The sequence below is a fragment of the Marivirga aurantiaca genome (assembly GCF_016679925.1).
Lineage (GTDB): Bacteria > Bacteroidota > Bacteroidia > Cytophagales > Cyclobacteriaceae > Marivirga > Marivirga aurantiaca.
Genome location: NZ_JAEQBW010000003.1, coordinates 135058 through 156994, shown reverse-complemented (window position 1 = coordinate 156994; position 21937 = coordinate 135058). Strand labels below are relative to the sequence as shown.

The 21937-nt window shown below is 36.3% G+C and carries 23 protein-coding genes; all 23 read right to left on the bottom strand.

Going from position 1 to position 21937, the window contains the following annotated elements:
• Positions 1-34: 34 nt before the first annotated feature.
• Positions 35-634, bottom strand: a complete 600-nt coding sequence (locus JKA74_RS08680) for a carboxymuconolactone decarboxylase family protein (RefSeq protein ID WP_201430791.1) — start codon at positions 632-634, stop codon at positions 35-37.
• A 586-nt stretch (positions 635-1220) separates the two neighbouring features.
• Positions 1221-3476, bottom strand: coding sequence for an eCIS core domain-containing protein (locus JKA74_RS08675; protein ID WP_201430790.1), 2256 nt, complete (start codon positions 3474-3476; stop codon positions 1221-1223).
• Positions 3477-3657: 181 nt separating this feature from the next.
• Entirely contained in the window at positions 3658-3975 is a 318-nt protein-coding gene (locus tag JKA74_RS08670) for a hypothetical protein (protein ID WP_201430789.1), read from the bottom strand.
• 61 nt (positions 3976-4036) lie between these two features.
• Positions 4037-4402: a DUF2200 domain-containing protein gene (locus JKA74_RS08665; protein ID WP_201430788.1), complete on the bottom strand. Its 366-nt coding sequence runs from the start codon at positions 4400-4402 to the stop codon at positions 4037-4039.
• A gap of 410 nt (positions 4403-4812) precedes the next feature.
• The gene (locus JKA74_RS08660) at positions 4813-5445 is read right to left on the bottom strand and encodes a YceI family protein (RefSeq protein ID WP_201430787.1); all 633 of its coding nucleotides are present in this window, start codon (positions 5443-5445) and stop codon (positions 4813-4815) included.
• Positions 5438-6067 carry a dioxygenase family protein gene (locus tag JKA74_RS08655; RefSeq protein ID WP_201430786.1) on the bottom strand — a complete coding sequence of 210 codons (630 nt, stop codon included), beginning with the start codon at positions 6065-6067 and terminating at the stop codon, positions 5438-5440. Before JKA74_RS08655 ends, JKA74_RS08660 begins: the two co-directional genes overlap by 8 nt.
• A gap of 330 nt (positions 6068-6397) precedes the next feature.
• Positions 6398-7270 carry a LytR/AlgR family response regulator transcription factor gene (locus JKA74_RS08650; protein WP_201430785.1) on the bottom strand — a complete coding sequence of 291 codons (873 nt, stop codon included), beginning with the start codon at positions 7268-7270 and terminating at the stop codon, positions 6398-6400.
• A gap of 124 nt (positions 7271-7394) precedes the next feature.
• Positions 7395-7673 (bottom strand): barstar family protein, encoded by a 279-nt coding sequence (locus JKA74_RS08645; RefSeq protein WP_201430784.1) that lies wholly within the window; start codon positions 7671-7673, stop codon positions 7395-7397.
• A 24-nt stretch (positions 7674-7697) separates the two neighbouring features.
• Complete coding sequence (locus JKA74_RS08640; protein ID WP_201430783.1) at positions 7698-8225, bottom strand: DUF4269 domain-containing protein; 528 nt, start codon at positions 8223-8225, stop codon at positions 7698-7700.
• Between the two features lie 317 nt (positions 8226-8542).
• Entirely contained in the window at positions 8543-8911 is a 369-nt protein-coding gene (locus JKA74_RS08635) for a VOC family protein (protein ID WP_201430782.1), read from the bottom strand.
• 183 nt (positions 8912-9094) lie between these two features.
• Positions 9095-9916 carry an AraC family transcriptional regulator gene (locus tag JKA74_RS08630; RefSeq protein ID WP_201430781.1) on the bottom strand — a complete coding sequence of 274 codons (822 nt, stop codon included), beginning with the start codon at positions 9914-9916 and terminating at the stop codon, positions 9095-9097.
• 189 nt (positions 9917-10105) lie between these two features.
• Positions 10106-11380: an alpha/beta hydrolase-fold protein gene (locus JKA74_RS08625; protein ID WP_201430780.1), complete on the bottom strand. Its 1275-nt coding sequence runs from the start codon at positions 11378-11380 to the stop codon at positions 10106-10108.
• Between the two features lie 76 nt (positions 11381-11456).
• Positions 11457-12035 (bottom strand): hypothetical protein, encoded by a 579-nt coding sequence (locus tag JKA74_RS08620; protein ID WP_201430779.1) that lies wholly within the window; start codon positions 12033-12035, stop codon positions 11457-11459.
• Between the two features lie 261 nt (positions 12036-12296).
• On the bottom strand, positions 12297-12920 hold the full coding sequence (locus JKA74_RS08615) for a hypothetical protein (RefSeq protein ID WP_201430778.1): 624 nt from the start codon (positions 12918-12920) through the stop codon (positions 12297-12299).
• 174 nt (positions 12921-13094) lie between these two features.
• Positions 13095-14060: a tetratricopeptide repeat protein gene (locus JKA74_RS08610; protein ID WP_201430777.1), complete on the bottom strand. Its 966-nt coding sequence runs from the start codon at positions 14058-14060 to the stop codon at positions 13095-13097.
• 188 nt (positions 14061-14248) lie between these two features.
• On the bottom strand, positions 14249-14848 hold the full coding sequence (locus JKA74_RS08605; protein ID WP_201430776.1) for a hypothetical protein: 600 nt from the start codon (positions 14846-14848) through the stop codon (positions 14249-14251).
• 236 nt (positions 14849-15084) lie between these two features.
• Entirely contained in the window at positions 15085-16029 is a 945-nt protein-coding gene (locus tag JKA74_RS08600; protein WP_201430775.1) for a hypothetical protein, read from the bottom strand.
• A gap of 753 nt (positions 16030-16782) precedes the next feature.
• Positions 16783-18048: an eCIS core domain-containing protein gene (locus JKA74_RS08595; protein WP_201430774.1), complete on the bottom strand. Its 1266-nt coding sequence runs from the start codon at positions 18046-18048 to the stop codon at positions 16783-16785.
• A 151-nt stretch (positions 18049-18199) separates the two neighbouring features.
• Complete coding sequence (locus JKA74_RS08590; RefSeq protein ID WP_201430773.1) at positions 18200-19222, bottom strand: alpha/beta hydrolase family protein; 1023 nt, start codon at positions 19220-19222, stop codon at positions 18200-18202.
• A gap of 165 nt (positions 19223-19387) precedes the next feature.
• Positions 19388-19741 (bottom strand): hypothetical protein, encoded by a 354-nt coding sequence (locus JKA74_RS08585; RefSeq protein ID WP_201430772.1) that lies wholly within the window; start codon positions 19739-19741, stop codon positions 19388-19390.
• Positions 19742-20064: 323 nt separating this feature from the next.
• On the bottom strand, positions 20065-20772 hold the full coding sequence (locus tag JKA74_RS08580) for a hypothetical protein (RefSeq protein ID WP_201430771.1): 708 nt from the start codon (positions 20770-20772) through the stop codon (positions 20065-20067).
• 290 nt (positions 20773-21062) lie between these two features.
• Positions 21063-21428, bottom strand: a complete 366-nt coding sequence (locus tag JKA74_RS08575; protein WP_201430770.1) for a DUF1801 domain-containing protein — start codon at positions 21426-21428, stop codon at positions 21063-21065.
• Between the two features lie 10 nt (positions 21429-21438).
• Positions 21439-21897 carry a GyrI-like domain-containing protein gene (locus tag JKA74_RS08570; RefSeq protein ID WP_201430769.1) on the bottom strand — a complete coding sequence of 153 codons (459 nt, stop codon included), beginning with the start codon at positions 21895-21897 and terminating at the stop codon, positions 21439-21441.
• Positions 21898-21937: the final 40 nt, after the last annotated feature.

Sequence of the window (21937 nt, the reverse complement as noted above, 5' to 3'; positions counted from 1 at the left end):
AAATTTCATCCTCTTTAACATACTGCAAGTTTTCTTAGCCTTTAGTATGAGCTTTCTTTTTTCTGTTCATTAGTTTTACTATGAATGGTCTCAAAAATACCGGTGGATACTTATATCCTTTTTTTGCTAGTCTTTTACCCATGTCAGGATATTCATCCGAAGCTGCAGGTGTTGTTCCCAAACCATCCACATATCTGTTATACATGCAAAATGCAGCAGCAATCAAGATGGCATCATGTATATCTTCATCGCTGGCTCCCATTGTTTTTGCCGTTTCTATATCTTGTTCTGTTACCGCTTTTCCACTTTGTTGAACTTTTGCGGCTATCCTTAACAGTGCTTTTAATTTTTCAGTTACCGGGGCACTCTCTATATCATCAATTAAACAACTTACTGTTTTACCTTCATCTCCTAAATGTGCATTTGCGGAAGCCGAATGAGATTGGTGGCAAAATTCACAATCATTTAATTTTGATACATAAGAGGCTATGAGCTCCCTTTCAGCTGGTGTCAGTCCGGAAGGACCATGAAGTAAAGTATGTGCTAAGTTTGACAATGCTTTCCCGGTCGATCCCTTATAGAACAACAATTCAACAATTCCCGGTTGGTTTACTCCTGTTTTAATATAAGCCATATCTTTTTCTTTTAAGTAATGCTAAAAGTCCAGTCTAGCCGTTGATGGGCGCTAAAGACCTAACAGAAAGATAATAAAATTTCAATTAACAGCTAACTGCTTGCTGATAACCTATGTGGTGGATAGTCACTTTTCAATACCTCTACATTCAGGAATAAAAATATTCCCAGACGCACAAAATGCAGAGTAATAATTTTATTGAAAAATCTTCAGCGTTTAATACACCACTTATTAGCTTAGACAGACTTTTTGCTGCTGTTAGACAAGACCTTCCACATTATTCCAATTATTCCAACAGTGATAACGTCAATCTTTTTAATTTTGTCATTCTTCTTTTGTTCATCCTGTGCTTAGAGAACTTGTTGTGACTCTTGCTCCTTCTGAAACCATATAATCATCATGTATACTATACAGTTGAACAGGCTTTATGTGGGACTCTGAAAACATAGGGTTTGGTGCAAATTTGGTAGCACTTTCTGTCTTCAACTGCGTTATACCAGAACTCAATGAACAAAACTATATTCTCATTCCTAAAACCAAGGAATACACTATCTGTGGTTGAATACTACAGGTCTATTTATGCTTTTTATGCTTTCATACTTAGAAGAAATTTCTCAAGTTCAGCAAGTTTTATTCGATCAAAGCCGTATTTCATATCATATTTCCGCGTAGATTCATTTCTCCTCCAGTTATTTAAATTCTTTGCTGCCTTGGAATTTTTAAGTACTTCCGTCAATATGACATCATCCGTTATATTTTGCTTCTCGATACTTGCGGGGCTTTTTTTAAGCATATCATAGAGCTTCTCTATATTTTCTATTGCATCCCATGGAGCATCCTTATTTACTGCTTCTAGTTTGGGAATAGGTTTTGTAAGATCTTCCCAAACCATGAGAAAGTTGATACTAATCTTTGGATAACCAGCAGATACAACTTGCTTGTTGGCTTCTTCTATTAGCGGAATGACACTAGAAAGGCCTGAATAAATCCCACTGGCAATCCGCTTTTCTTGAGCTTCTGCTGCATACTTATCTTCTAATTCTGGTTCCCCTGTCAATTTTTTTGCCTTTACAACAAAGGAATCCATTTCTTTCATTAAAGTGCCAAGAATGGATTTCAACAAATCGATTTCCTCATTTCTACGCTCTAGCTGTCCTTTTTCTCTTCGCTTCTCGTCCGTGTCATCTTCTTTAGTTTGTTTTTTTTCAAATTCCTTTACTTCTAATTCCAGACTCGATAATTGAGCCTCTTCTTTCTCAGCCTTCTCTTTTTTGGTAACATAATCTTGCGCTCTTTCCCAATCCTTGCTTTTGAGGATGGCCTCGGCTACTACTTTTTCTTTCACTCTTGTTTTGATAGCATGAATTACAGCATCTGCCTCTGCACCTTCATAGTATACTTGACCAATCAAGCTTGTTAGATCGTCAATAAGTTCTTTTCTAATATCCTCATCTTGCTGAGCGAGAACAGCACTTGACTTAACATTTTCTTTGCCGGGAGTTGTGAGATAAAGTTTCAAATAACTCTGAAAATCCCTTTCAGTGGTAAGTTCATACTCCCGATCTTCCAATTTCGACATGTCTTTGGCATGACTATCTCCTACTTTCCACAAGCCTGATTTGCTGGCAGCTTCTTTGTTAGCAGCATTGTGCATTGCCAGTGAACGCTCGCAAGAAACACCTTTATCACTTTCTAATTTATCAGCTTTTATGCCTCTATTTTCCGCCACAAAAGGAGCCAGCTGCGGCAATAGTTGATCTATTTCTTTTATCACAATATCATCCTCCTTTTTCTTCCAACTGTCAAAGGTTTTAGCAAGAACATTTGTATAGTACTTCTTTCTTTCTTTGTCAAGTTCATTTCCATCAGAGCCTTCTTTTAAATTACTGCAATAGATGGTGAGCTGATTTTTCCATTCTACAGCTGTCATGTAGGTGTCATCCTTTTGAATTTGACTCTTTAAGAAATTCAAAGAGTGTAGAATTCTTAGTTCAAATGGATCGGCTATTTCTCTACTATCTGTAAAAAAAGATATCATCGGCTCTTTCCCCATCCTAAACTGGGCCTCTGTCCAATAGTTTTTACTTCCTAAAACATCCTTTCCGAAATTTTGCTCATCTTTCCGGAGCTTATCCGATTCTGTATGGTTTTCTCCAACTACATTTAGTTTGTTTGGTATAAGCTTGGTTTGAATAGGCGCACTGGCAACAGCTCCTGAAACTTCATTTTGAAACTTTAATTGCGTAGGTAAACTCGCTTGTTGTAAAGCCTTCGCCCCCATCACATCAGCTTCTTTCTCCAAACCTTCATCATCATTGATATTCACCTTTCCTTTGAGCTGAGTGGTCGGCTTTACACGACCTTGCTTTTGCTGCACTACATGCCAGGCTTCATGAGGCAAATGTTTTTCCTGGCCAGACGCCAAGTGGATATCTGTTCCCTGTGCGTAGGCATGGGCATTTAGCTGGGCAGGTTTATCGGAATTGCGGTGGACTTTTACATCGTCCATGGAATAACCTGAAAGATTTTCAATTCCTGTTTTTAAGTTGTCCGGTAATCCGGTTTTGTTTTCCTTTTTTTGGACAAGTTCCTCCTCTTCTTTCTTCTTTAGCTGAATATTCTTGGAACCTGCTAAAACCTGAAGGTGTGCAGTTTGTCTGGCTTGAGAGCTATTATTAGCCACCTCTTGCAGCTTTCTTTGTGCCACAGCTTCGGGTCTATTGTCCTCAAATTGAAAAGCGGGTTCATGTTTGCCCTGTTTTTGTGCGACTGCGTGAGGCACCCGGGTTTGTCTGTTGGCAGATAAGTTGTTATCAGAGGTTGGCTCAGCCTGGGCTTTCATAGGGGATTTTGTTTGGTTTTATCTTACAGTGACTAAGATCAAGTAAAATACAATAAATTCAACGAAACAACATACTTTTATTTTCCTTTTATTACGCCTTTGCTATTTGAAGTTAAATGAATCCTCCCAAAATTGAGCTGACAGGCATCATTTTATAGAACTCTCAGATCATCATTCTCACCTAATTGAGCGGACTAAATTCAGAAAATATGTGCTTGCTTTCAGTCAGTTCAGCAATGGGTACATATTCACAAACTTCAGCATATTTTTCCCAAATCTTCAAAACTGTTTCGTTGGAGTGGGCCAAATCCATGGCCTCTTTTGATTTCCAGCCAAATACTTCTATCACTGTTCCGTCCAAAGATTTCATCAGTACCGGCTTTCGTGCCGAAACCAGGTTTTCCTTGTCAAGGGTTTGCCAATGGATATTCATCAGCTCCATTAATTGAGATTCTTTTCCGGGGAAGGGTCTGTAGCCCACAATTACTATCTTTTCCATACTTATTAAAATTTACAGGCCAATGGACATAATCAAAATGTTCATTGGTAAATCATTCCCTCTACGCAACCCGTAGAATCTTTTCCATCTTACGACCTTTTGCCAATTCATCCACTAACTTATCCAGATACCTTACCTTTTGCGTTAACGGGTTCTCAATTTCTTCTACACGATAGCCACATATCACTCCTGTAATGAGCTGAGCATTTGGATTTAATTTTGCTTTTTGAAAGAATGTTTCAAAGGTTACTTTCTCATTAATGAGTTCTTGTAATTTCCTTTCATCAAAACCGGTCAGCCACTCTATCACCTGATGCAATTCTTCTTTCGTTCTGCCTTTTTTCTCCACTTTTGTGACATAATGCGGATATACAGAAGAGAATGTCATTTTTGCCATTCGTTCATCGTGTTCGGGTGTTGTTTGCATACCTTAGGTTTTAATACTAATTTCTCAAATTATTTTGTTATTTCTAAACGTCCTTTTTATTAATGAAATTTTTGTGGCCTCTTTGTATTTTTTTCTAGTATATAACAAGCTTTCATTTCCCCAACTGACACCCCTGTAGTCCCCTCGAGCGCCAAAGGCATCCCTATGGGAGGGACAGTCTCACAGATTTATTCCAGTAGGGAATAATAAGTTTATCACTATTTTCTTCTGTAGCAAAATCTAGTTATCTCCTTTGAAGTTCAGCCCAAAGACTACGAAAACTTGATTTTAATAGTCCTCTTTTTAGGTTCTTTTAATTGATTTTTTTAACCTGAGAGTAGAATCACAGACTATAACTTATTACATAATCCGTAGTTCGCTACGCTAAAACTACGGATAGGCTTAGGCTTTTAATCAACGTAAACAGAAATGCTTAATTCAACTTCTTTATCTATTAATGTTTTGTCCGCCCAACTTCCTTCGTAAGCAATATTCCAGTCAAGTCGGTTAAAAGTAAATTGGGCGGTGAAATGCTTTTCATTTTGCCGGGCTACAAATTCAATGTTCCTGGTAATTTCCCTTATGCTCAGGTTCCCTGAAATTTTCAGGCTATCTGTTTCTAAGCTTTCAACACTGGTGATTTCCAAAATCGATACGGGATAAAAGGCTACATTGAAAAAATCATCGCTCTTTAAATGGTTAATCAGGTTTTTGAGGGCTATTTTTTCATGGACAGGCATATCAGTAACGTCCATAGTTTCCATATCTACAATAAATTTCCCTCCTGCTATTTCATTGTTCGTTGTCAGAAAATAGCCATCTATGAGCGAAATTTTTCCGGTTCGACTTTTTGCACCCCGCATTTCGGTGGCTATCCAATCGATTTTTGATTTAGTAGTATTTATGCTCAATGTATCTGCTCCAAAACCTCTGGTAAGTTCAGCTGCAGGCTGGGCCACCACTTTTTGGGCATCTGATTGATGTTTGCCCATACACGATATAGTCAATATTGACCAAAGAACCATGCAAAATACCCTATTCATAATTAGGGATGTTTTTGCCTAAGATGATGTTCCGCTCAATTGTCAGGATTCCGTTTTCCTCTTTTGGCTTCATAATTCCGGAACCGCCCCGACCTCTTGATTTTTCCCGATTTTCCCTGCTCAATATCGGATCATCATCAAAAAGATAGTCGTCAAGATAATACTCGTTTTTACCGGGCTCTTTTACGATGATGTGAATGTGCTCAGGTTCGCTTCCACCCGGGTAAGCCGCAGGTCTGAAAGTGTAAAATGTATACTTTCCGTCTTTTTCTGTTTTGACCCATCCACGGATAAATCCATGCCGTTTTGCCCAGCCTTTTTCATTGCCTTTTTTCTCATAAATCCCTTCTCTATTGGTGTGGTAGATGTAGAGAACAACATTTTCAGCAGCTGTTTCACCATCTTTTTCAAAAACTGTTCCGGTAATCTTCAGTTTCGGTTCGTTGTTTTTAAATTCAGGCAGCGTGTCAGTAGCTGTGAGTTTTTTATCACCATACTCATCAATTGCTTCGCAACCTTCACAAGGTCCGCCTACAATCTTTGAACTTTGAGCATTACAAGCTGTCAGTCCCAATACAAACAGAAGACAGCATACTTGAAAAGTTTTAATGATAGATTTCATCTTATTTATTGTTTTGATGTTGAGGACAAATTTACAGAGGGCAAAATCTCTATGAAAAATCAATTAGCTGAGCCGATGAGTTTATATGGTATCCTGATGAGTTATTTTAGGCTTTTCGTAAAAATGATCTTGTAATAAACTTCTTTATTGGTTTTGATAAACAGTTAATGAAATTTTATAACAACTCCCCCAGCCTTCGGCTGGCAGGCTCCTGATTCGTCTTAGTCAAATCAGTCCCTCATTCTTAAAACAAGTTTTTTTGAAATTTTTATTTCAATCTACACCCTCTCTTAATCCACCTTTCAAAAAGTGGGAGAGATCTCGTATTGATTAATGTTTTTCTTTGGAATTATATGGCGATGTTTTAAAGTGCTTTTTGAAATTTGCAGCATACGTTCTGCTTAACCTCACGGTATCACCATTTTTTAAGAGCAAATCGTAATCACCATTGAGGCGGGACTTGAATGATTGTACTTTGGCCACGTTAACCATTGTGGATTTATGCACCCGAATGAAGATGTTGCTGTCCAATTGCTGACAAATAGATTTTAAGGTTTCAGAATGCAAGTGTTTTTTATTTTCCAGATGAATAAAAACATAGGGGCTTGCCGAAGTGATTTGCAGGATATCTTCCACACAGACGATAGTATTGTCTTTTCCATTGTTAATGATCATCTTATTCAATACAGCGTTTTCCTGCACACTTGCTGATATTGTTGAATCCTTTTGAAAAAATTTATAGCTCAATACAAAACCGGCATAAATGATTACCAATTTATAGAAGTCGTGAGCAAGCGTATAGGAAAAGAATTTATACAGGCCGTATCTCCCTTCAAAAAATAAACCTGAGAACCCAAAAGCAATGAACGGGACAAGGAGAAAATGAATAACAATTGGCGCTGCAATGTAAAGTGTGATCTTCCGCAAGCTCTCTAAATTTTCGCGTTCGAGCCTGTGATGCAGAATAGTCAGTATAGGGATAAACAGCAACCAAATGGTTTTAAACAATAGCGACTCACTGAAGTAAAAGGCATAACCACTTCTGTAGGATTCTGCCAAATCCTGTAAAATCGTAAGTCCGCCTATAAAAAGAAATGCCACCGAAAGACCAATCAACATTTTATTGGTGTTAGCCTTTATTTCCGGTACAGAGCCTTGAACGATTGAGTGTGCCATGATTATTCCTCCTTTCTGACTATCCATTTGTTTTTTAAAACTCTACTAGACTTAATATATAACTTTCTTCAAGACCTTTAACAATCTTATCCCTTTCTTCTTTTAATTTCCAACTAGAGATTTCGCTTAAGGCTGTTCTAATTTCCAGTACTTATGTTAATTGTAGTTCAATATTATCGTGTTCTTTTATAATTTCTATAATTCGGTCAAAATCTTTTAGCTCCGTTTTACTCTTTTTACTATTGTGCCACTTTAAAATGCACTTTTCGTCTACATCGTGAACTCCAAATCCACCAAATAAAACATCATTGAATGCATTAAGATTCTTTCCTATCTTCCAATTCAACCCAAAGGTCATTTCCCGTTCCACTTCTCTGTAGAAACCAGTTAGATTTGAAAATTTACTCCCATTTATCTCAATAACTCGCATTTTAGTAAAATCTAATGAATGTTTTCAATTTTCAAATTTTAGTAGTTCAAGATACGGATTTCCAGTTAAACAAAGCATAACTCCAAATGCAACTTCAGTTTTATAACCTTGTAGTTTCAAATCAACGATTTTTTGTCGAAACGTTTCACCTCGCTCACAAAGTAATTTGTATTCAATCATCATGTGTCGAAAAGCATATTGCTGTCGTGTTGGTATATTCTGTCCAAAAAGCTCAATTTCGAAATCATCAATTCTAAACTTTGCAATCACTGCATTAAATTCATGGTGATCTGATTCATTTATCTTAAAGTCCTTATACACATGAAATCTCTCCTTGATTTTTTCCGTAAATTCATTGCTGTTCCGGTAATAACAGATTATATCAAGGTCACTATTTTCGATGTCAATATTAATCGGGATGGTGCCTACCAGCAAGGGGCCAAATTCTTGAAGATTTGCCAATATTTCATTTTCTGTCAATGTATTAAAAGCACGTTTTTGCTTATCATTGCCATTTTTTAAATAATCAATCTTTGTGAAATCTATATCCATTCTTGTTTCTCTCTGCAAGTACGAAGTAGCCCTATACAAAGATAGTAAAAAGGGACTAAGCTGCCATTTAACATATTAGCCCCCATTAATTAGGCTCCTCATGAAAAATAAATTTCACCTATAAATTGGCTATCCTTGTTTTTATTAGTGTTTCTTTAAATTTTAAGCCTAAGTGGAAAACCTCATAAAACAGTAATTTTATTTAATATTGAGGTTTGCTTGCTCTTTGGCTAGTATATATTTATTTGAAACGTAAAAAGGTTCGGGCTTGTACTCGGACCGCCATTACGCTGAAACATTGTATGGTCGTTCTTTTTTTAATTTGGGGAATGAATACCGATTTTATTCCCTTCCGAATCAAGAAATATAGCAAAATATCCACTTTCATCTGCGTGAGGTGTTTTGGGAATCATGATTTTTCCACCGTTTTTCTCCACTTTATCAAGTATTACCTGAAGGTTATCTCCGCCATTTAGATAAAGGGTTACACCATCAGCCGAAGGTTTATAACCATCCGCCTGGATTATCACTCCTGTTACTATTTGTCCTTCATATGGCAATACTCCCATTTGCATTTCCGGAAAATCCATTTTTTCAATTTTAATGTCCAAAATTATCTGATAAAAATCGATAGCCCTGGAAATTTCGGTTGCCGGAATTTCAAATATTGAAACATAACTTTTCATATTATTTACTTTTTGAGTTGGGTTTGAATTGCTTTGTTTAGTTGTAGTGTTATTGCAAGACCAGCACCCAATTGCAAAAATCACTATCATACCGATTATTGTTCTTTTCATTTTTACATCTTGTATGTTTAAGGTGTAAAGTTATTCTCTCCGTAAACACATAAATAGTAAAAATGCGACAACTTAGTCTTTCCCATAGAAAAGGGAAGAAAGGGCCAAAGTATCATCCGCTAAGAAATATTTAGGCGTAGTCCCTGTAAATTCCTTAAAGTCTTTGATAAAGTGGTTTTGGTCGTAGTACTCGCTTTCGTAAGCAATTTGGGTAAATGTTTCTGTCTTCTGGTTTAGCAATAGTTTTAAGGCGGTTTGTAGCCGGATCACTTTGCCCAATTGTTTCGGACTAATGCCGATATGCTTCAGAAAATTCCTTTCAAGTTGCCTGCGTTTTGACAAATTTTCTTTCAGGATCGTATGGATTGGCATACTCCCATTTGTTGAAAGTAGTGTGTCAATGGTTGATTTTACGATATTATCTATTGTAGCCTTATCCCTGAGTTTGTTTAGCAGAAATTTTTCAATCACTTTAATTCGTTCTTGTGTGCCAGTTTCGTGAATGATTGCTTGCTCCAATTCATTGGCTGTTGACTGCCCAAAAAGCTCAGCTATGGGTGTTTCTTTGTTTGCCAAATTTTTGATTGGTGTATTAACAAAATTTGCGAAACCATAAGGATAAAACCGAATAGCAAAAGTGTTGACATACCCCACTGGCTGAATGTAAAATGGTTCAATAGTTTGGCCGAGAACCATTGCACGAGGTTGTATTATAAAATCTGTTTCCGAAGTAAAGCGCTTGATGTTATCCCCCAATATAAACGCCATTTCAATACAGCCATCAGGAACAATTCGTTGCTTTTCTGAATTGCTTTCGGCCGGCACTTCCAGGGTCCAAAAGCATTTGACCAATGATTGTAAGTCGAAATGCGGTATATATGTTTGATAGTTCATTTGTGATGGTTTTCAGTGCTGCTGTATAATGGTCAAGGCCATGATGAATTGGCTATACAGGGGATTCATGGCAACGCTTGGTTTAAAAACTTTGTCTGCTGCAAAACATCTCACTTTCATCCTTTTATAAAAGTAATAAAAAACATGAATGTTTCAATTACCTGTAGAACCGCCACTCATTGAGTGTTGTCAGTTTCCTTTCTCCGCCATTTTCTTTTTCAATTGGTTGATCCTGGCTTGGTAGCTATCTGATTCTTCCATACTCCGTTCTGATGGTATTTCACCGGCCCTCGCCAATGCTGAAATAGCTTTGGTAAATTCATTATTACTTTCATATGCTTTGGAGAGTTCACTTAACGCTAAAGTTGATTTTGGACGATATTCAACCCAACGTTCAATGACTTCAATTGCTTCTATGGTTTTGCCTTCTCTTAGTAAAGAGGGTCCTATTCTGCTTAAACTATTTCCGCTATTCCAGCGCTCTGCCTTTGGCAATATTTCAAATCCATATTCCATTGAAAGTTTTTGAAAATAATTGTCTATATTTTTCATTGCATTTCCTGACTCTTCAATGATTTCAGCATATTTGGCAAACCATTTTACTTTAGGGAATATTAGCCCAAGTGCTTCTTCCAAAGCAGGAAGGGCAACATCATAGTGCCCTTCATCGGGAAATATTTTCGAGATAAAGTAAAAATCATCAGAACGATAGGGAGAGAGTCGTCTTTCTAATTCTTCCAAATTTTCTTTTATCATTGGTGAATTGCCATTACCATCTGAGTCAGCAGATGTAACATATAGCCATCCTATTTTTTTCTGATTATTCTCAAAATCTTTAATAATAACATCAACCAGACTTTCTCCTTCACTATATCCCATGCCCAGGATGTCACCGGAGGCGATAGCAATATGCGCATCAAATAAGCCTGGTTCCTTAGCAAAGGCGTGTAAAGCGTAAATTGATGTTCCGGAAAGTCCCATTACAATTTTAAAATCGTTTGCTCTAAATTTATTTTTCAAATAGGGAAAAAGTTCTTGATTTAAGTGCGTGGTGAATGGGTCGGTATTTCCTCCAAATGGCAGTTGTTTCCAATCTTTTGGCCAGAAGTCGCTACCATTGGTATAAAGTTTTGGGACTTTTGGTCCATCAACTAAACTTACCACGATGGTTTCAGGCATTCTCTCAACTGAACTTAAATGCTTAATGACTCCCGAAACCATCAGAAAAAACTCATCTTCCAAGAGTAGGAGCACCGGGTAAGTATGGTGGATTGACGTTTCGTGAAAGCTTTCAGGAAGGAATATATTGATGGTTCTATCTTCATTCAGAATTTTCGAGTGAATTACGTCTTGTCTGGCAAAAGTTAATGGAGTTGATTCAACTTTATTGGCATCCTGCTGCGCTTGAGCAAGGTTATAATTGAAAAGTAATATTACAATGTAAAGGATAGGGTTTGTTTTCATGGTTTTTGTGATGAATGTCAACAGATAGCAAGTATATTTTAGTGGCATAGCCATTTAATATACTATTGTACAACGATTATTGAATTTTAAAATATTCTATTTGATACTCTTTTTCATTTACCCAAAGACTTAGAATTATCGAATTCTTATTATTATCGATTATTTTGTATTCATATTTATCTCCTGATTTGCTTAGGGAGCTTTTGAAGGGATCATTACTTTCTATAAAAGTTAATTCAAATCGACAGTCATCCAGCCAGTTCAATTCTAATTTAGAATAGGTTCTTCCTAATTTCATTCTTTCAAGATATTCGTTCTCAGTAAATGTCACAAATGTTGTATCTCTCTTATTAATTTCTTGATCAGGGGTTAAATAATAAAAATCTCCTGTATGAACTTCGCTGCAATTTAGTTGACTTTCTGGAAGATGTTCTTTTAGCACAGGTTGTTTTGGCTGATCTTTAATCATTAATTCATATGCATATTTACAATTTTTAACTAGTCTTCCTTGAATCCGTTGTCCCATTTCATTAGCGTCAATCTCAGAAATTGATTTAACATGATGGTCTTCTAATATTAATTCTAAGTTTTTAGCGATTAATATTTCAAAGCAGTGGCTAATGTTGTCCATAGATTCAATTTTTTCATTTTCCATGCATTTACATAATTGTGTAGATATCTTGTCGTAGACGTCCTGACCCATGCAAACTTGACTGAAAAAATAGAATAGGATAAAAATTAATGTTCGGTTCATTATTTCTGAATGTTAAAACGGTTTCGGCTATGCGCAGTGCGGTATTTCAAAGCGCTTTCCTCTCTGCCCACACCAAACTTACTTAAAAGTACTGAATTTTCACTTACCGCTTTATTCGCCATAAGCTATATGCAATGTTAGTGTGCTATTACTTATCTCCTACTAGTCCAATTGTCTTGTCCACGTTCCTTGATATTCCATTTCAAGGTGCTCATAGGTTTTTTGCTTATCTTTTAAAGCGTCAGTTACAAATTTCTTTTTAATTTGGTTTTGTCTTAGGTTGTATTCGTACACCGTGTCAACTCTTATCATTGATATTGCCGGGTCTGAATTAAAGTCAATTACTTGCTCTTCCTGAATATAGAAGTATGAATTATTTTCAGGATTAAGAATAGACTCAGATTTTTGTATGAATACAGATTGAACAAAGTCCGTTTGGCTTAATAGATAGTATGTATATGTGAATCCATATTCTCCACAGCTCATCGAGTCAATTGCAAGTCCAACATTTGCTAACGAATATCTTTTAATTTTTCCCCAACAGTCGCCTGCACCATATTCATTGGTGCTATCAATTTCCGCACTTCCCAATTCAAATGTCCCTATTACTGGAAGCTCTATTGTCTCTGAATTATTCTTTTGAAATGACGATAGTTCAAGAGATTTATCTATCGATTTATTTTCTATTGTTTGATTAGAACTCTTACCACCCTTATTCTTACTTTCATTTTGAAAGTTGCAGAAAGCAAACAGAAAAAATATGGATATAAAACAGATACTCTTCATATTATGATTTTTAAATGCACTCTAAGATTAAGCAAAAAAACAGCAGTTCCAAATAACCTTGGTGGCTACCAGCTGGCGATCGAATGTAAGCATACATTACGGGTTCACTTTGCACTGACTTGGCTGCAAGGTGCGAAGTAAATGGGTTTTATATGAGGTTGTAGCCAGTTTATTTTATTTACAGTTTTCAATTATCAATTTTTCTACCTCGTCTCCATATTGCTGGCTAAATCCTAATTCCACGGCTTTCTTTAAGTCTTCGCATCCTTTTATATTATTTTCCATATCAAAGTAAACTATTGCACGATTTTTATAAGCATATGAATTTGACGAGAGTAATTTCAGAGAATGATTTATGTCTTTTAATGCTTGTTTATTATTACCAGCCTTGTGGTAAGCGAAGCCTCGATTATTATAGTTATAGGCCTCCACAGGGTCCAGTTCTTTATTTTTTTGAATTAGTTGAATTACTTTATTAAACTCTTTAATTGCTTGTTCATATTTTTCTTGTTCAATGAATAAGAATCCTCTTTGCTCGTAAGCGAAAGATTGAATCGAGTCAATTTCGATAGCTTTATTGTATCCCTTTAAAGCTAATTCTTGTTTTCCAAGTTTGCTATTTGTAGTGGAATGAAGCACTATGATTGAATAGTCGTTTGGGTAAAATTTGAGAAGTCCATCGTATTCATTTAGAGCCTTTTCATATTGTCCCGTCATATATAAGAAACCAGCTTTAGATTTAAGGAGTTTAAAGTTTTCTTGGTCATGTAAAGTTGCAATTTCGAAATCATCAAGTACTTGTTTCGCATTGTAGTCTCCTGTCAGCTTTGACATTATTGCCCTGTAACCATATGCTTCATAATAGTCTGGATTGATTTCAATTGCTTTGTTAACAGCTTTTATTCCTTCTTCTTGTCTACCGCTATTAAATAGCGCTCGACCTTTCATAGTCCAAGTAACATAATCTAAGCTGTCTTTAGCTATTAATTTATCAGTGTAAGTCAATGCTTTATTATATTCTTTATTGTTAAAGTATTCCACAACTTTATCAATTTCATTTTCTGTCTCTCTATCAAGTTGTCCACATGCTTGCTGGAAAATTGCAAGTAGTAATAAAAGTGTATAGAATTTTCTTGTCATTTTGTTCTAAATTGGCCACAATGCTTACTGTATAAATCGTGGCTATTTTAAAGTTACTAAATTTCGGTTTACCACCGAGTCAATCCACAGGATTGATTGGCTTTCAACAAAGAGCTAAGTAACAAAAAAACTTACTGACCAGCCATTGTTTCACAGAATGTTCAATGCGTATTATGGTCCACAGCATCTCATGAAGAAATTACCTTTAGAGGTTTGAGGAAAACGATAAGATTGTTTTCAGGCTTCCCATCACAATTCTCCGCATCATCATAATCTGTCCAAACATAAGCGGAAGGCTCATCTTTGCTATTAATGCTTAAAGCTATTTTCGGTTCGATTTGTCCTTTTGTAGCAGGCTTTATTTGTTCACTTAAGTCAATGACTGCAAAACCAAGCAGATCCTGTAATTCATAATTGACAATATAATCACCTAATATTTGCCTGTTATCTACTTTTAAATGAGCTGATGGACGATACTGGGTTCCCCCGTCATTTTCGCACCAAAATTCCATTTTAAATTCAAAATTCGCAGTAGTATCTAATAACAGGTAACTTCTTGACACATCAAATATTTTAATATTTACATTCTGTTGAAAAGTCTTGCCATGGAGAGTCCTGTTGTCATTTATCAAGTAATCTTGTGGTATCGATATGTCAATCAGGGCATTATAACCATCACCCGTTTCTTCATAGCCAGCTATGTAAGCTAGTCCTATTGAGTTAGGCTCCAGATTAACTTGTCCAAAACAAGCATGGGATAGTAATATTAAGAGAACTAGATATTTCATTTTATTTCTGGTTTTTCAATCAAATTACTGCTTAAAAAGTGTAAACCATGTCCCTTTAACTTTGTAAACGATGTCTCTTTATCGTGCCTAATTCGCTCTAACTATTCACAGTGTCCCGAAGGGCATTGCGTATAGGCTTTGTGTCGTTATTTTCTAATTGAGGTATTAAAGATATAACTGCTATCGTCACCCTATAAGTTGCACTTAAACAGATGTACCTTACTCCTTAATACCTGTTAAAGTAATCCGCTTAATCCACTCAGGAGGTAGTCATAAGTAATAGGAAACCTATAAATGTTATTGTCATTGCTTGACTGTGAATTGAGATTTTGCATTTTAGATAAATCAACTGAATTCAATTCTCCCCTTCGTCCACAGACTTGAAGATATACAATCTTTGGTCGGTAATTATCTCCCCCGATCGGGTTTGGAAATTCAATTGGAGCATTAAATCCATTGGTTTGTGCGAGTTTGGTTCGAAGTACTTCATAGTCGTACACTTGGGATATTTTATCCCAATCAGCGTCAAGTTCTTCCCAGTTTACATTTTTGACATCGATATCATAAAACTTGGTAAGGAAAATGTAATGTGGAGCTTGGGATTGTTCGTTGTAATGGTAAAATAACACTAAGTCAATTGTTTCCCCATTGAGACTGAGGTTGTATGTATAGGTTAAAGACTCGTAAACAGTTTTAGATTTTAGAAAATTTGGTAAAATATTTTTATCGTTGTTAAGTTGAACCATTAGTTCTTTTTTCGTATCAGCGTCCTTGATTAGGTCGAAAAAGGCCTGTGTATACTCAATTTCTCTCTTTGAAGTATCCGATTCTGTTATTCCCGTTCCCGTTAAAACATGTTGTAAATCCAATGGTATTTTGAAGAAAACTGATGTAGTCAACAGTACACAGATTATAATAAAAAGAACCACAATGGCCCACATCAAGAGTTTAACAGGTATTAGAAAAGCGGCTGGGGCCACTTTAGTTAGTTGAGCAAAGACAAGCAGTAGGATCATCATTGCTATTAGAATGAAAAAACCCCAAAGAGCGATTCTCCAATCAATTCCAATAGAAACTATTAAAGCTACAACTGCAATAATCCCTGCTACGCCTAAAGCATACTTAGTAGCGGGTACTGCTTTGGTTCCTTCTCTAATTATCTTAAATAAGTCGAAATCCATATGTTATTATAATTTATTTTTACTTACTAGTCTCATAAACTCTGTCGAACGTGTGACTAAGTGCACCTCCTGGAGCACATACTTCCTTTCTATTTTCCAGACCCGACAACACACGCTTGTAAATGCTTACAAGCATTTCCTCTGTCATCAAGCTTATTTAAGCCCTTCAACATACTTCCTTTCCATAATATATCCTAACTTTTGATCGAAAGCCACAGCAAAATACTTATAAGTAGGTAGTGGTTCTGAAATAAGCCAACATCAAATTTGGAAAGTTGAAGCAGCTCAAGGCTGCCTCTGAGTTGTTTCTCACAAATAGTAATATTGTATTTTCTAAGGATAAAACCTGTCTCATTCCGGAAAGCATCTTCAATAAACCCTTCTGTTTTACGTTAAAATATTGCCCGCTTTCCATGCTATCCTATTGAACTCATGTGAGCTATATAAGTGACTTTTCGGAAGGCTCAAATATGCCATTTCCGCTGTAGGAAGGCACTATTTTGTTTCTGAAAAAAAGATGCTGTGGTTTTAGGAAAAAGATGCCGTGGTTTTTACCTTTCCCAAAGCAAGATGCCTGGGAAAGGTAATTTGAGGATAAAAAATTTATACTTTTTTTTTAATAGGTGAGGGGTTGTTTTTTATATGGGAGTTAAAAGGTTTGAACAAACGCTCGTTTTAATGTCGCTTATCTGTTGGCATAGGCTTTTTTTAATCACTTGAATAGTTAGTGTTATATTTCAAATTTACATCTGCTCATACCAATGAATTTCTAGTGGCTCCAAGACCCGTGTGGAGTGCTTGATCATCAGGAAAACCGTGATAGCTGATTCCTCCGCTGTTCAGGTCTGCTTGCAATTGGATTTGAAAGCGTTGAATTCTGTTGTTCCTAATGGAATTGCCTATGGGGCCGTTCGAATCCGCAATGAGTAATAGTGCCACTTGTCCATTTTGAGATGCTCTAGCTGCTCGTACAATGTCTTGCATACGATTTGTTATTTCTGTATTCATCAGTGCCAGCGCATTTACTTTGGGAATAGTCCATGCTGATTTATTGGCAGTTGGGTTGGCAATGAAATGTAAATCACCGTGCGCAGCACCATAGGTAATGGCTAAATTGATTATCGGTGGTGTTTGCTGCGCCACTATGAATTGTTTAACTTGGTCAAATAAGTTATGTACCTCCTTGATCCGCTCAGAAGTGGGTGGATTCATGGCGTTTATCATCTGAGTGGCATTAGTTAGTATTTGAAGTTGAGCAGCAATTTGCCAACCTTGTAGTAAACCTTGATTTGCAATACCATTTACCTCCGATTGCAAGTATGAATTGTATCGAGTCAGGGATTGTTGGGGAGTGGATATTCTTCCAGGAGGCACTACTTCAGAAATTGATTTGACCATTTGAACAAGGGATACATTGTTTGAAGAAATTGATTTCGATTCTTCAGAATTAGTTGTTGCCCCGTTAAAAGATAGTGCTTTCGCCCCCATCACATCAGCTTCTTTCTCCAACCCAGCATCATCATTAACATTTACCTTTCCTTTGAGCTGAGTGGTCGGCTTAACACGTCCCTGCTTTTGCTGCACAACATGCCAGGCTTCATGAGGCAAGTGTTTTTCTTGCCCAGAAGCTAAATGAATATCCGTTCCTTTGGCATAAGCATGAGCATTCAACTGAGCAGGCTTATCAGAATTGTAATGCACTTTGACATCATCCATGGAGTAGCCCGAAAGACTTTCGACACCAGACTTTAAATTATCAGGTAAACCAGTGTTGTTTTCTTTTTTCTGAATGGGATGCTGTTGTTGTGCAGAATAATGATCCGCCATTGCCTGTAAAGCTCTCAACTGCATGGTTTGAGGACTATTATCCGCTACCTCCTGCAGTTTCCTTTGCGCAATTGCTTCAGGTCGATTGTCCACAAACTGAAAGGTAGACTCACTACTGCCCTGCATCTGAGAAACCGAAGCAGATACCGGTTGGCTTTTATTCTCTTGTATTTTGTCAGCGTGAGTATTCATAATCTTTTCTTTTCAGGTTTTGGAATATTGCATAGAACGCTGTGCGTAGGCTCATCGAAGTGAATCACTGTCCCCGTAGCAAAATAGCTAGAACCACTGAAATAACCTAACCCACAAAGCCCCTATTGAGGTATACATTGTTGTGTGTAGGTTATTTATTAATTTTAGTTACCCATTCTAAAGCAAAGTCATTGACTTCATCCAAGTGGTCAATCCATTCTTTTTTACCTGATTCATCGGTCTTGGTCTCCATAAAAAAATGGTCGCAGTTTGGAAATACTTTATAGGTCAAATTGTCTTTTCCTTTCCTCAAGAACTCGAGTTTTGCGTAGTCCATATTCAAAATACTATGGTGGTCATTTCCTCCAGCGATGTAAAGAATCGGGAGGTCAAGCTTCAGCATATTTTCAAGTGGGGAGGTCAAGGAGAAACTACTCCACTTGTAATAAGTTTCTCCAAACCATTCTTTTGTTGTGGATTTTGGATCATTGTATATTTTTTCAAATTCGACATATAAAGAATCGATGTTCGACTGTGCTTCTTCATTTGATTTTTCACCATTTAAGGCGGACAGCCTTTCCATAAGGATAAAGTCATACAAATGATTGAGTGAATTGCCCATCATAGAGATGACATGGGTAACGTTCTTGTTCTTTACTGCTACGGCCGGTGCCACTTGCGAACCTTCTGAATGTCCCCAAACAATGACTGTAGAGCTATCTACATTCAGTTTTTTTAATGCATCGTTCATGACCTTGTCAGCGGAATTTGCTCTCCAATCCAGACTGTACTTCTCACGATATCCTTCCTTCATAGGATATTGCTTTCTGCCTGATGGCGCTATTCTGATACTGTCAACAAGAGGCGTATTAGGTTTGCTAATAAGAACAATATGATAATCATTACTCATTGAATTAACATTCAAAGTGATGCTACTAGAATATCTCCCATTTGGGTTTAGCCAATACAAGGGGAAATTCCTGGAACCTTCTAGATAGACAATTAAAGGCTTATGGTCACTAATTTTATTTTTGTAAATGTGGTATTTAATTTCGCCAAGACTACTGTCATAGATGCTTTCGGTTTCCCAATTATTAGTGACGCTCTCATGTTGCCCATAGGCAGTTTTTGAGAGAACTAACACTAGAATAAGAAAATAAAAAGTTCTTTTCATAAATGTTGATTTTGGTTCAACTTACACACAACGGCCCTGGCTATGGCAAGTGCAGGATTTCGAAGCCGCTTTCTTGTTCGCCTTACGTAAATTTATTCAGTTGCAATATCTTCATTTTTAAGCATTCAGCCCGCATTTGCTATAGGCTTTGTTGTAAAGCGTTTCTTATTCAGTTTTAGATTTCTTAATTATTTCTTTCAGAGTTTTAATCCTCTTTTTGATCTTCATTTCGTGATATTCTATCTTTTTCGATTTTCTAATCAGTCTATAATTGTATATTAAATTCCGGGTTATTTTTATAATCAGAGTGGTAGAAGCTCCAAGGAAACCATAAAAGAATAAGTCGTTACTTACTTTGTCAATAAACAAAAGTGAGACTGCAAATATTAATCCGAAGAAGAAATAATTAAACGTGTCTTCAATTAACTTTAAAAGTTCTCCCTTGTCATTTTCCGAAATCTTTTTCAGAGATTTCAATTCATCTTTATGATGGTTGATTAAAAATTCTATATTTCTCAAAGACCATCGTTTCGTTTTTGTGATACTATATTTTAATCCGGAAAAAAAGAGCTTTTTTAGTAAGTCATAAAGAATATTTAGGACTAACGAGACTAAAAGAACTGAAGTCAATGAGTTTTCTCTTATGAAACTATTAAGCCAACTTAAAATGTTTTCCAAAGTCTAATTAGTTTTGTTATTAAGTTCTGCATAAATGTCCTACAACGTTAAGTATCTTTATTGGCGGTTTTCGAAGTACTTTCCTCTCTGCTCGCACCAATGTTATTTAAATGTACTGAATTTTCTTTAACCACTTCGCCAGCCATAGCTACATGTAGTGTTAGCTATATTTTATTATTTGCTATTCTCTGCAATTCTTTGGCTTTATCAATGATTTTTAATCCTTCAGTTAGGTTTAGGTCAATATGTGGTTGCGATAATATGCCTTTAGATACATCATCCTCCCCTTGATATTCCTTAATGATTGCTCTTATTGGTGATTCATTTCTGAAATAAAATCTCTCCTGTTTTAAAGTTTTTATATTTCCAATACTCGGATGTGCTTGTCGCCATGACTCAACAAATGCAAAGATTAACTTATCATCCCAGAAGTAGTATTCTATTTTTTCATAATCAAAATCATACGAATATTCGTATTCAATTAATCTAAGGTTTCCATTTTCAAAATAGAACTTAGTTGGTGCTTCAGGATAATGAAATAATGTATCTGTTTTATAAATAAGTTCTTCATAACCTTCTGGCCCAGAAGATTCGATTAAAATTGATTTTAAGCTTTTTAATGGGGCTATGATTTGAGGATTATTTTCAGGATAAGAACTGTATTCATTTCGTGAGATGTTTTTAATAAAAAATTTATAGTACAAGTCTAAATTTTCCTTCTGAGAAGTAATGTATGAATACTTTGATCTAATAAATTGAATCTGTCCATCAACTTCTTTTTCATTTTGAGATACATAGTAATTCAGTGAGAGCTCTTGGCAGTAACCTTCAAAACTGATTAAAGAAATAAGTATTAAAAATATTCTTACCATGATTGCTTTATCATAGCTAACCGACTATCGCTATTGTTGATATATATTATTATCAAACTACTCATTTGATATTTTCTATCTTTACTAACCGACAATAAACAACTGTAAACATTTACACACTGTTTTCGTCCGGCTTTTGTAATCAAAGTGCTGAACATAAACCATTCCCTCAACAAATCCTAAGTATTTATCGAAAGCCACAGCAAAATACCTATAAGTAGGTAGTAATTCCGAAATGAGGTGTTAGCGGGTTTTTGGCGCAAATTAAAAACCGAGACTGTGGTTGTTTACTAAATCCTTATCGTACCCTTTCTATACAGATCCAAGGCTTGATTTAAAATGAATTGAATGGTGGCTAGGGGTAAATCTTGGTGCGGGTTTACTCTGAAAATTTTCATCCTTGAGCGTGTGCCTGTTTCCAATTCCAGGTGGTCAAGGTGTTTCCCCTCCACCATTAACAGATAAGGTTCATTGGTTTTTTTATCGATCCATAAATAACAAAACATCTTTTTCTTATAACAGAAGCAGGGCATCCCCCACTTCCGTGTTTCTGTAACTTGGCTATCCTGCTCAAGAATAATAGTGCGTAATGCCAGCAGGCATGCCCTGTTGGGTTCTTCTTTGTTGAGGTAATAACTATCGAGGTCGTTATGCATATTTCCCAATTTACTTAACTGCTATAAAAAAGTCAATTTCAGCATCTTTCGGATTCCGGGCCTTTTCACCAAAAGCTTCAAAGTCTGCCGTATACACTCTTTCTAAATTTAGCTCAAATATTTTAGACCATTCATTCACTATCAACCCTTTTGTGAGATCACCCTTAGCTGTTATTTTAACATAATTACCTCCGCTAAACGACTTTCCTACCATTCCATCGGGAATAATATCCAACTGACTTACCCGGCAAGCCAGCATGGCTGTGTAAGGCTGCGTATGGTCTCCCTCATAATCTGTATATAAGGAATATACAGTATTATCAATTTTATTTGGAATAGCATCCAAAATATTTTCACTCATAAACCTGTCCCACAATTGAGCAATATCTTTTGCTGCCTGCTCATTCTCATTAGTGGTTCTTACCGCAATTCCAATGACCTGAAAGGGTTCAATTTTTACATTTTCCATTTTACTATATTTTTTGATTCATAGCAAAGGTAAAATGGTC

What these genes read in the sequence shown, in the direction of transcription:
- JKA74_RS08675 (WP_201430790.1), bottom strand. Translation starts at nt 3,476, where the DNA reads ATGAAAGCCCAGGCTGAGCCAACCTCTGATAACAACTTATCTGCCAAC.
- JKA74_RS08600 (WP_201430775.1), bottom strand. Translation starts at nt 16,029, where the DNA reads ATGGATTTCGACTTATTTAAGATAATTAGAGAAGGAACCAAAGCAGTA.
- JKA74_RS08570 (WP_201430769.1), bottom strand. Translation starts at nt 21,897, where the DNA reads ATGGAAAATGTAAAAATTGAACCCTTTCAGGTCATTGGAATTGCGGTA.
- JKA74_RS08595 (WP_201430774.1), bottom strand. Translation starts at nt 18,048, where the DNA reads ATGAATACTCACGCTGACAAAATACAAGAGAATAAAAGCCAACCGGTA.
- JKA74_RS08665 (WP_201430788.1), bottom strand. Translation starts at nt 4,402, where the DNA reads ATGCAAACAACACCCGAACACGATGAACGAATGGCAAAAATGACATTC.
- JKA74_RS08660 (WP_201430787.1), bottom strand. Translation starts at nt 5,445, where the DNA reads ATGAATAGGGTATTTTGCATGGTTCTTTGGTCAATATTGACTATATCG.
- JKA74_RS08610 (WP_201430777.1), bottom strand. Translation starts at nt 14,060, where the DNA reads ATGACAAGAAAATTCTATACACTTTTATTACTACTTGCAATTTTCCAG.
- JKA74_RS08640 (WP_201430783.1), bottom strand. Translation starts at nt 8,225, where the DNA reads ATGGATATAGATTTCACAAAGATTGATTATTTAAAAAATGGCAATGAT.
- JKA74_RS08655 (WP_201430786.1), bottom strand. Translation starts at nt 6,067, where the DNA reads ATGAAATCTATCATTAAAACTTTTCAAGTATGCTGTCTTCTGTTTGTA.
- JKA74_RS08620 (WP_201430779.1), bottom strand. Translation starts at nt 12,035, where the DNA reads ATGGAAAATGAAAAAATTGAATCTATGGACAACATTAGCCACTGCTTT.
- JKA74_RS08615 (WP_201430778.1), bottom strand. Translation starts at nt 12,920, where the DNA reads ATGAAGAGTATCTGTTTTATATCCATATTTTTTCTGTTTGCTTTCTGC.
- JKA74_RS08630 (WP_201430781.1), bottom strand. Translation starts at nt 9,916, where the DNA reads ATGAACTATCAAACATATATACCGCATTTCGACTTACAATCATTGGTC.
- JKA74_RS08590 (WP_201430773.1), bottom strand. Translation starts at nt 19,222, where the DNA reads ATGAAAAGAACTTTTTATTTTCTTATTCTAGTGTTAGTTCTCTCAAAA.
- JKA74_RS08645 (WP_201430784.1), bottom strand. Translation starts at nt 7,673, where the DNA reads ATGCGAGTTATTGAGATAAATGGGAGTAAATTTTCAAATCTAACTGGT.
- JKA74_RS08580 (WP_201430771.1), bottom strand. Translation starts at nt 20,772, where the DNA reads ATGGTAAGAATATTTTTAATACTTATTTCTTTAATCAGTTTTGAAGGT.
- JKA74_RS08650 (WP_201430785.1), bottom strand. Translation starts at nt 7,270, where the DNA reads ATGGATAGTCAGAAAGGAGGAATAATCATGGCACACTCAATCGTTCAA.
- JKA74_RS08575 (WP_201430770.1), bottom strand. Translation starts at nt 21,428, where the DNA reads ATGCATAACGACCTCGATAGTTATTACCTCAACAAAGAAGAACCCAAC.
- JKA74_RS08680 (WP_201430791.1), bottom strand. Translation starts at nt 634, where the DNA reads ATGGCTTATATTAAAACAGGAGTAAACCAACCGGGAATTGTTGAATTG.
- JKA74_RS08670 (WP_201430789.1), bottom strand. Translation starts at nt 3,975, where the DNA reads ATGGAAAAGATAGTAATTGTGGGCTACAGACCCTTCCCCGGAAAAGAA.
- JKA74_RS08625 (WP_201430780.1), bottom strand. Translation starts at nt 11,380, where the DNA reads ATGAAAACAAACCCTATCCTTTACATTGTAATATTACTTTTCAATTAT.
- JKA74_RS08635 (WP_201430782.1), bottom strand. Translation starts at nt 8,911, where the DNA reads ATGAAAAGTTATGTTTCAATATTTGAAATTCCGGCAACCGAAATTTCC.
- JKA74_RS08605 (WP_201430776.1), bottom strand. Translation starts at nt 14,848, where the DNA reads ATGAAATATCTAGTTCTCTTAATATTACTATCCCATGCTTGTTTTGGA.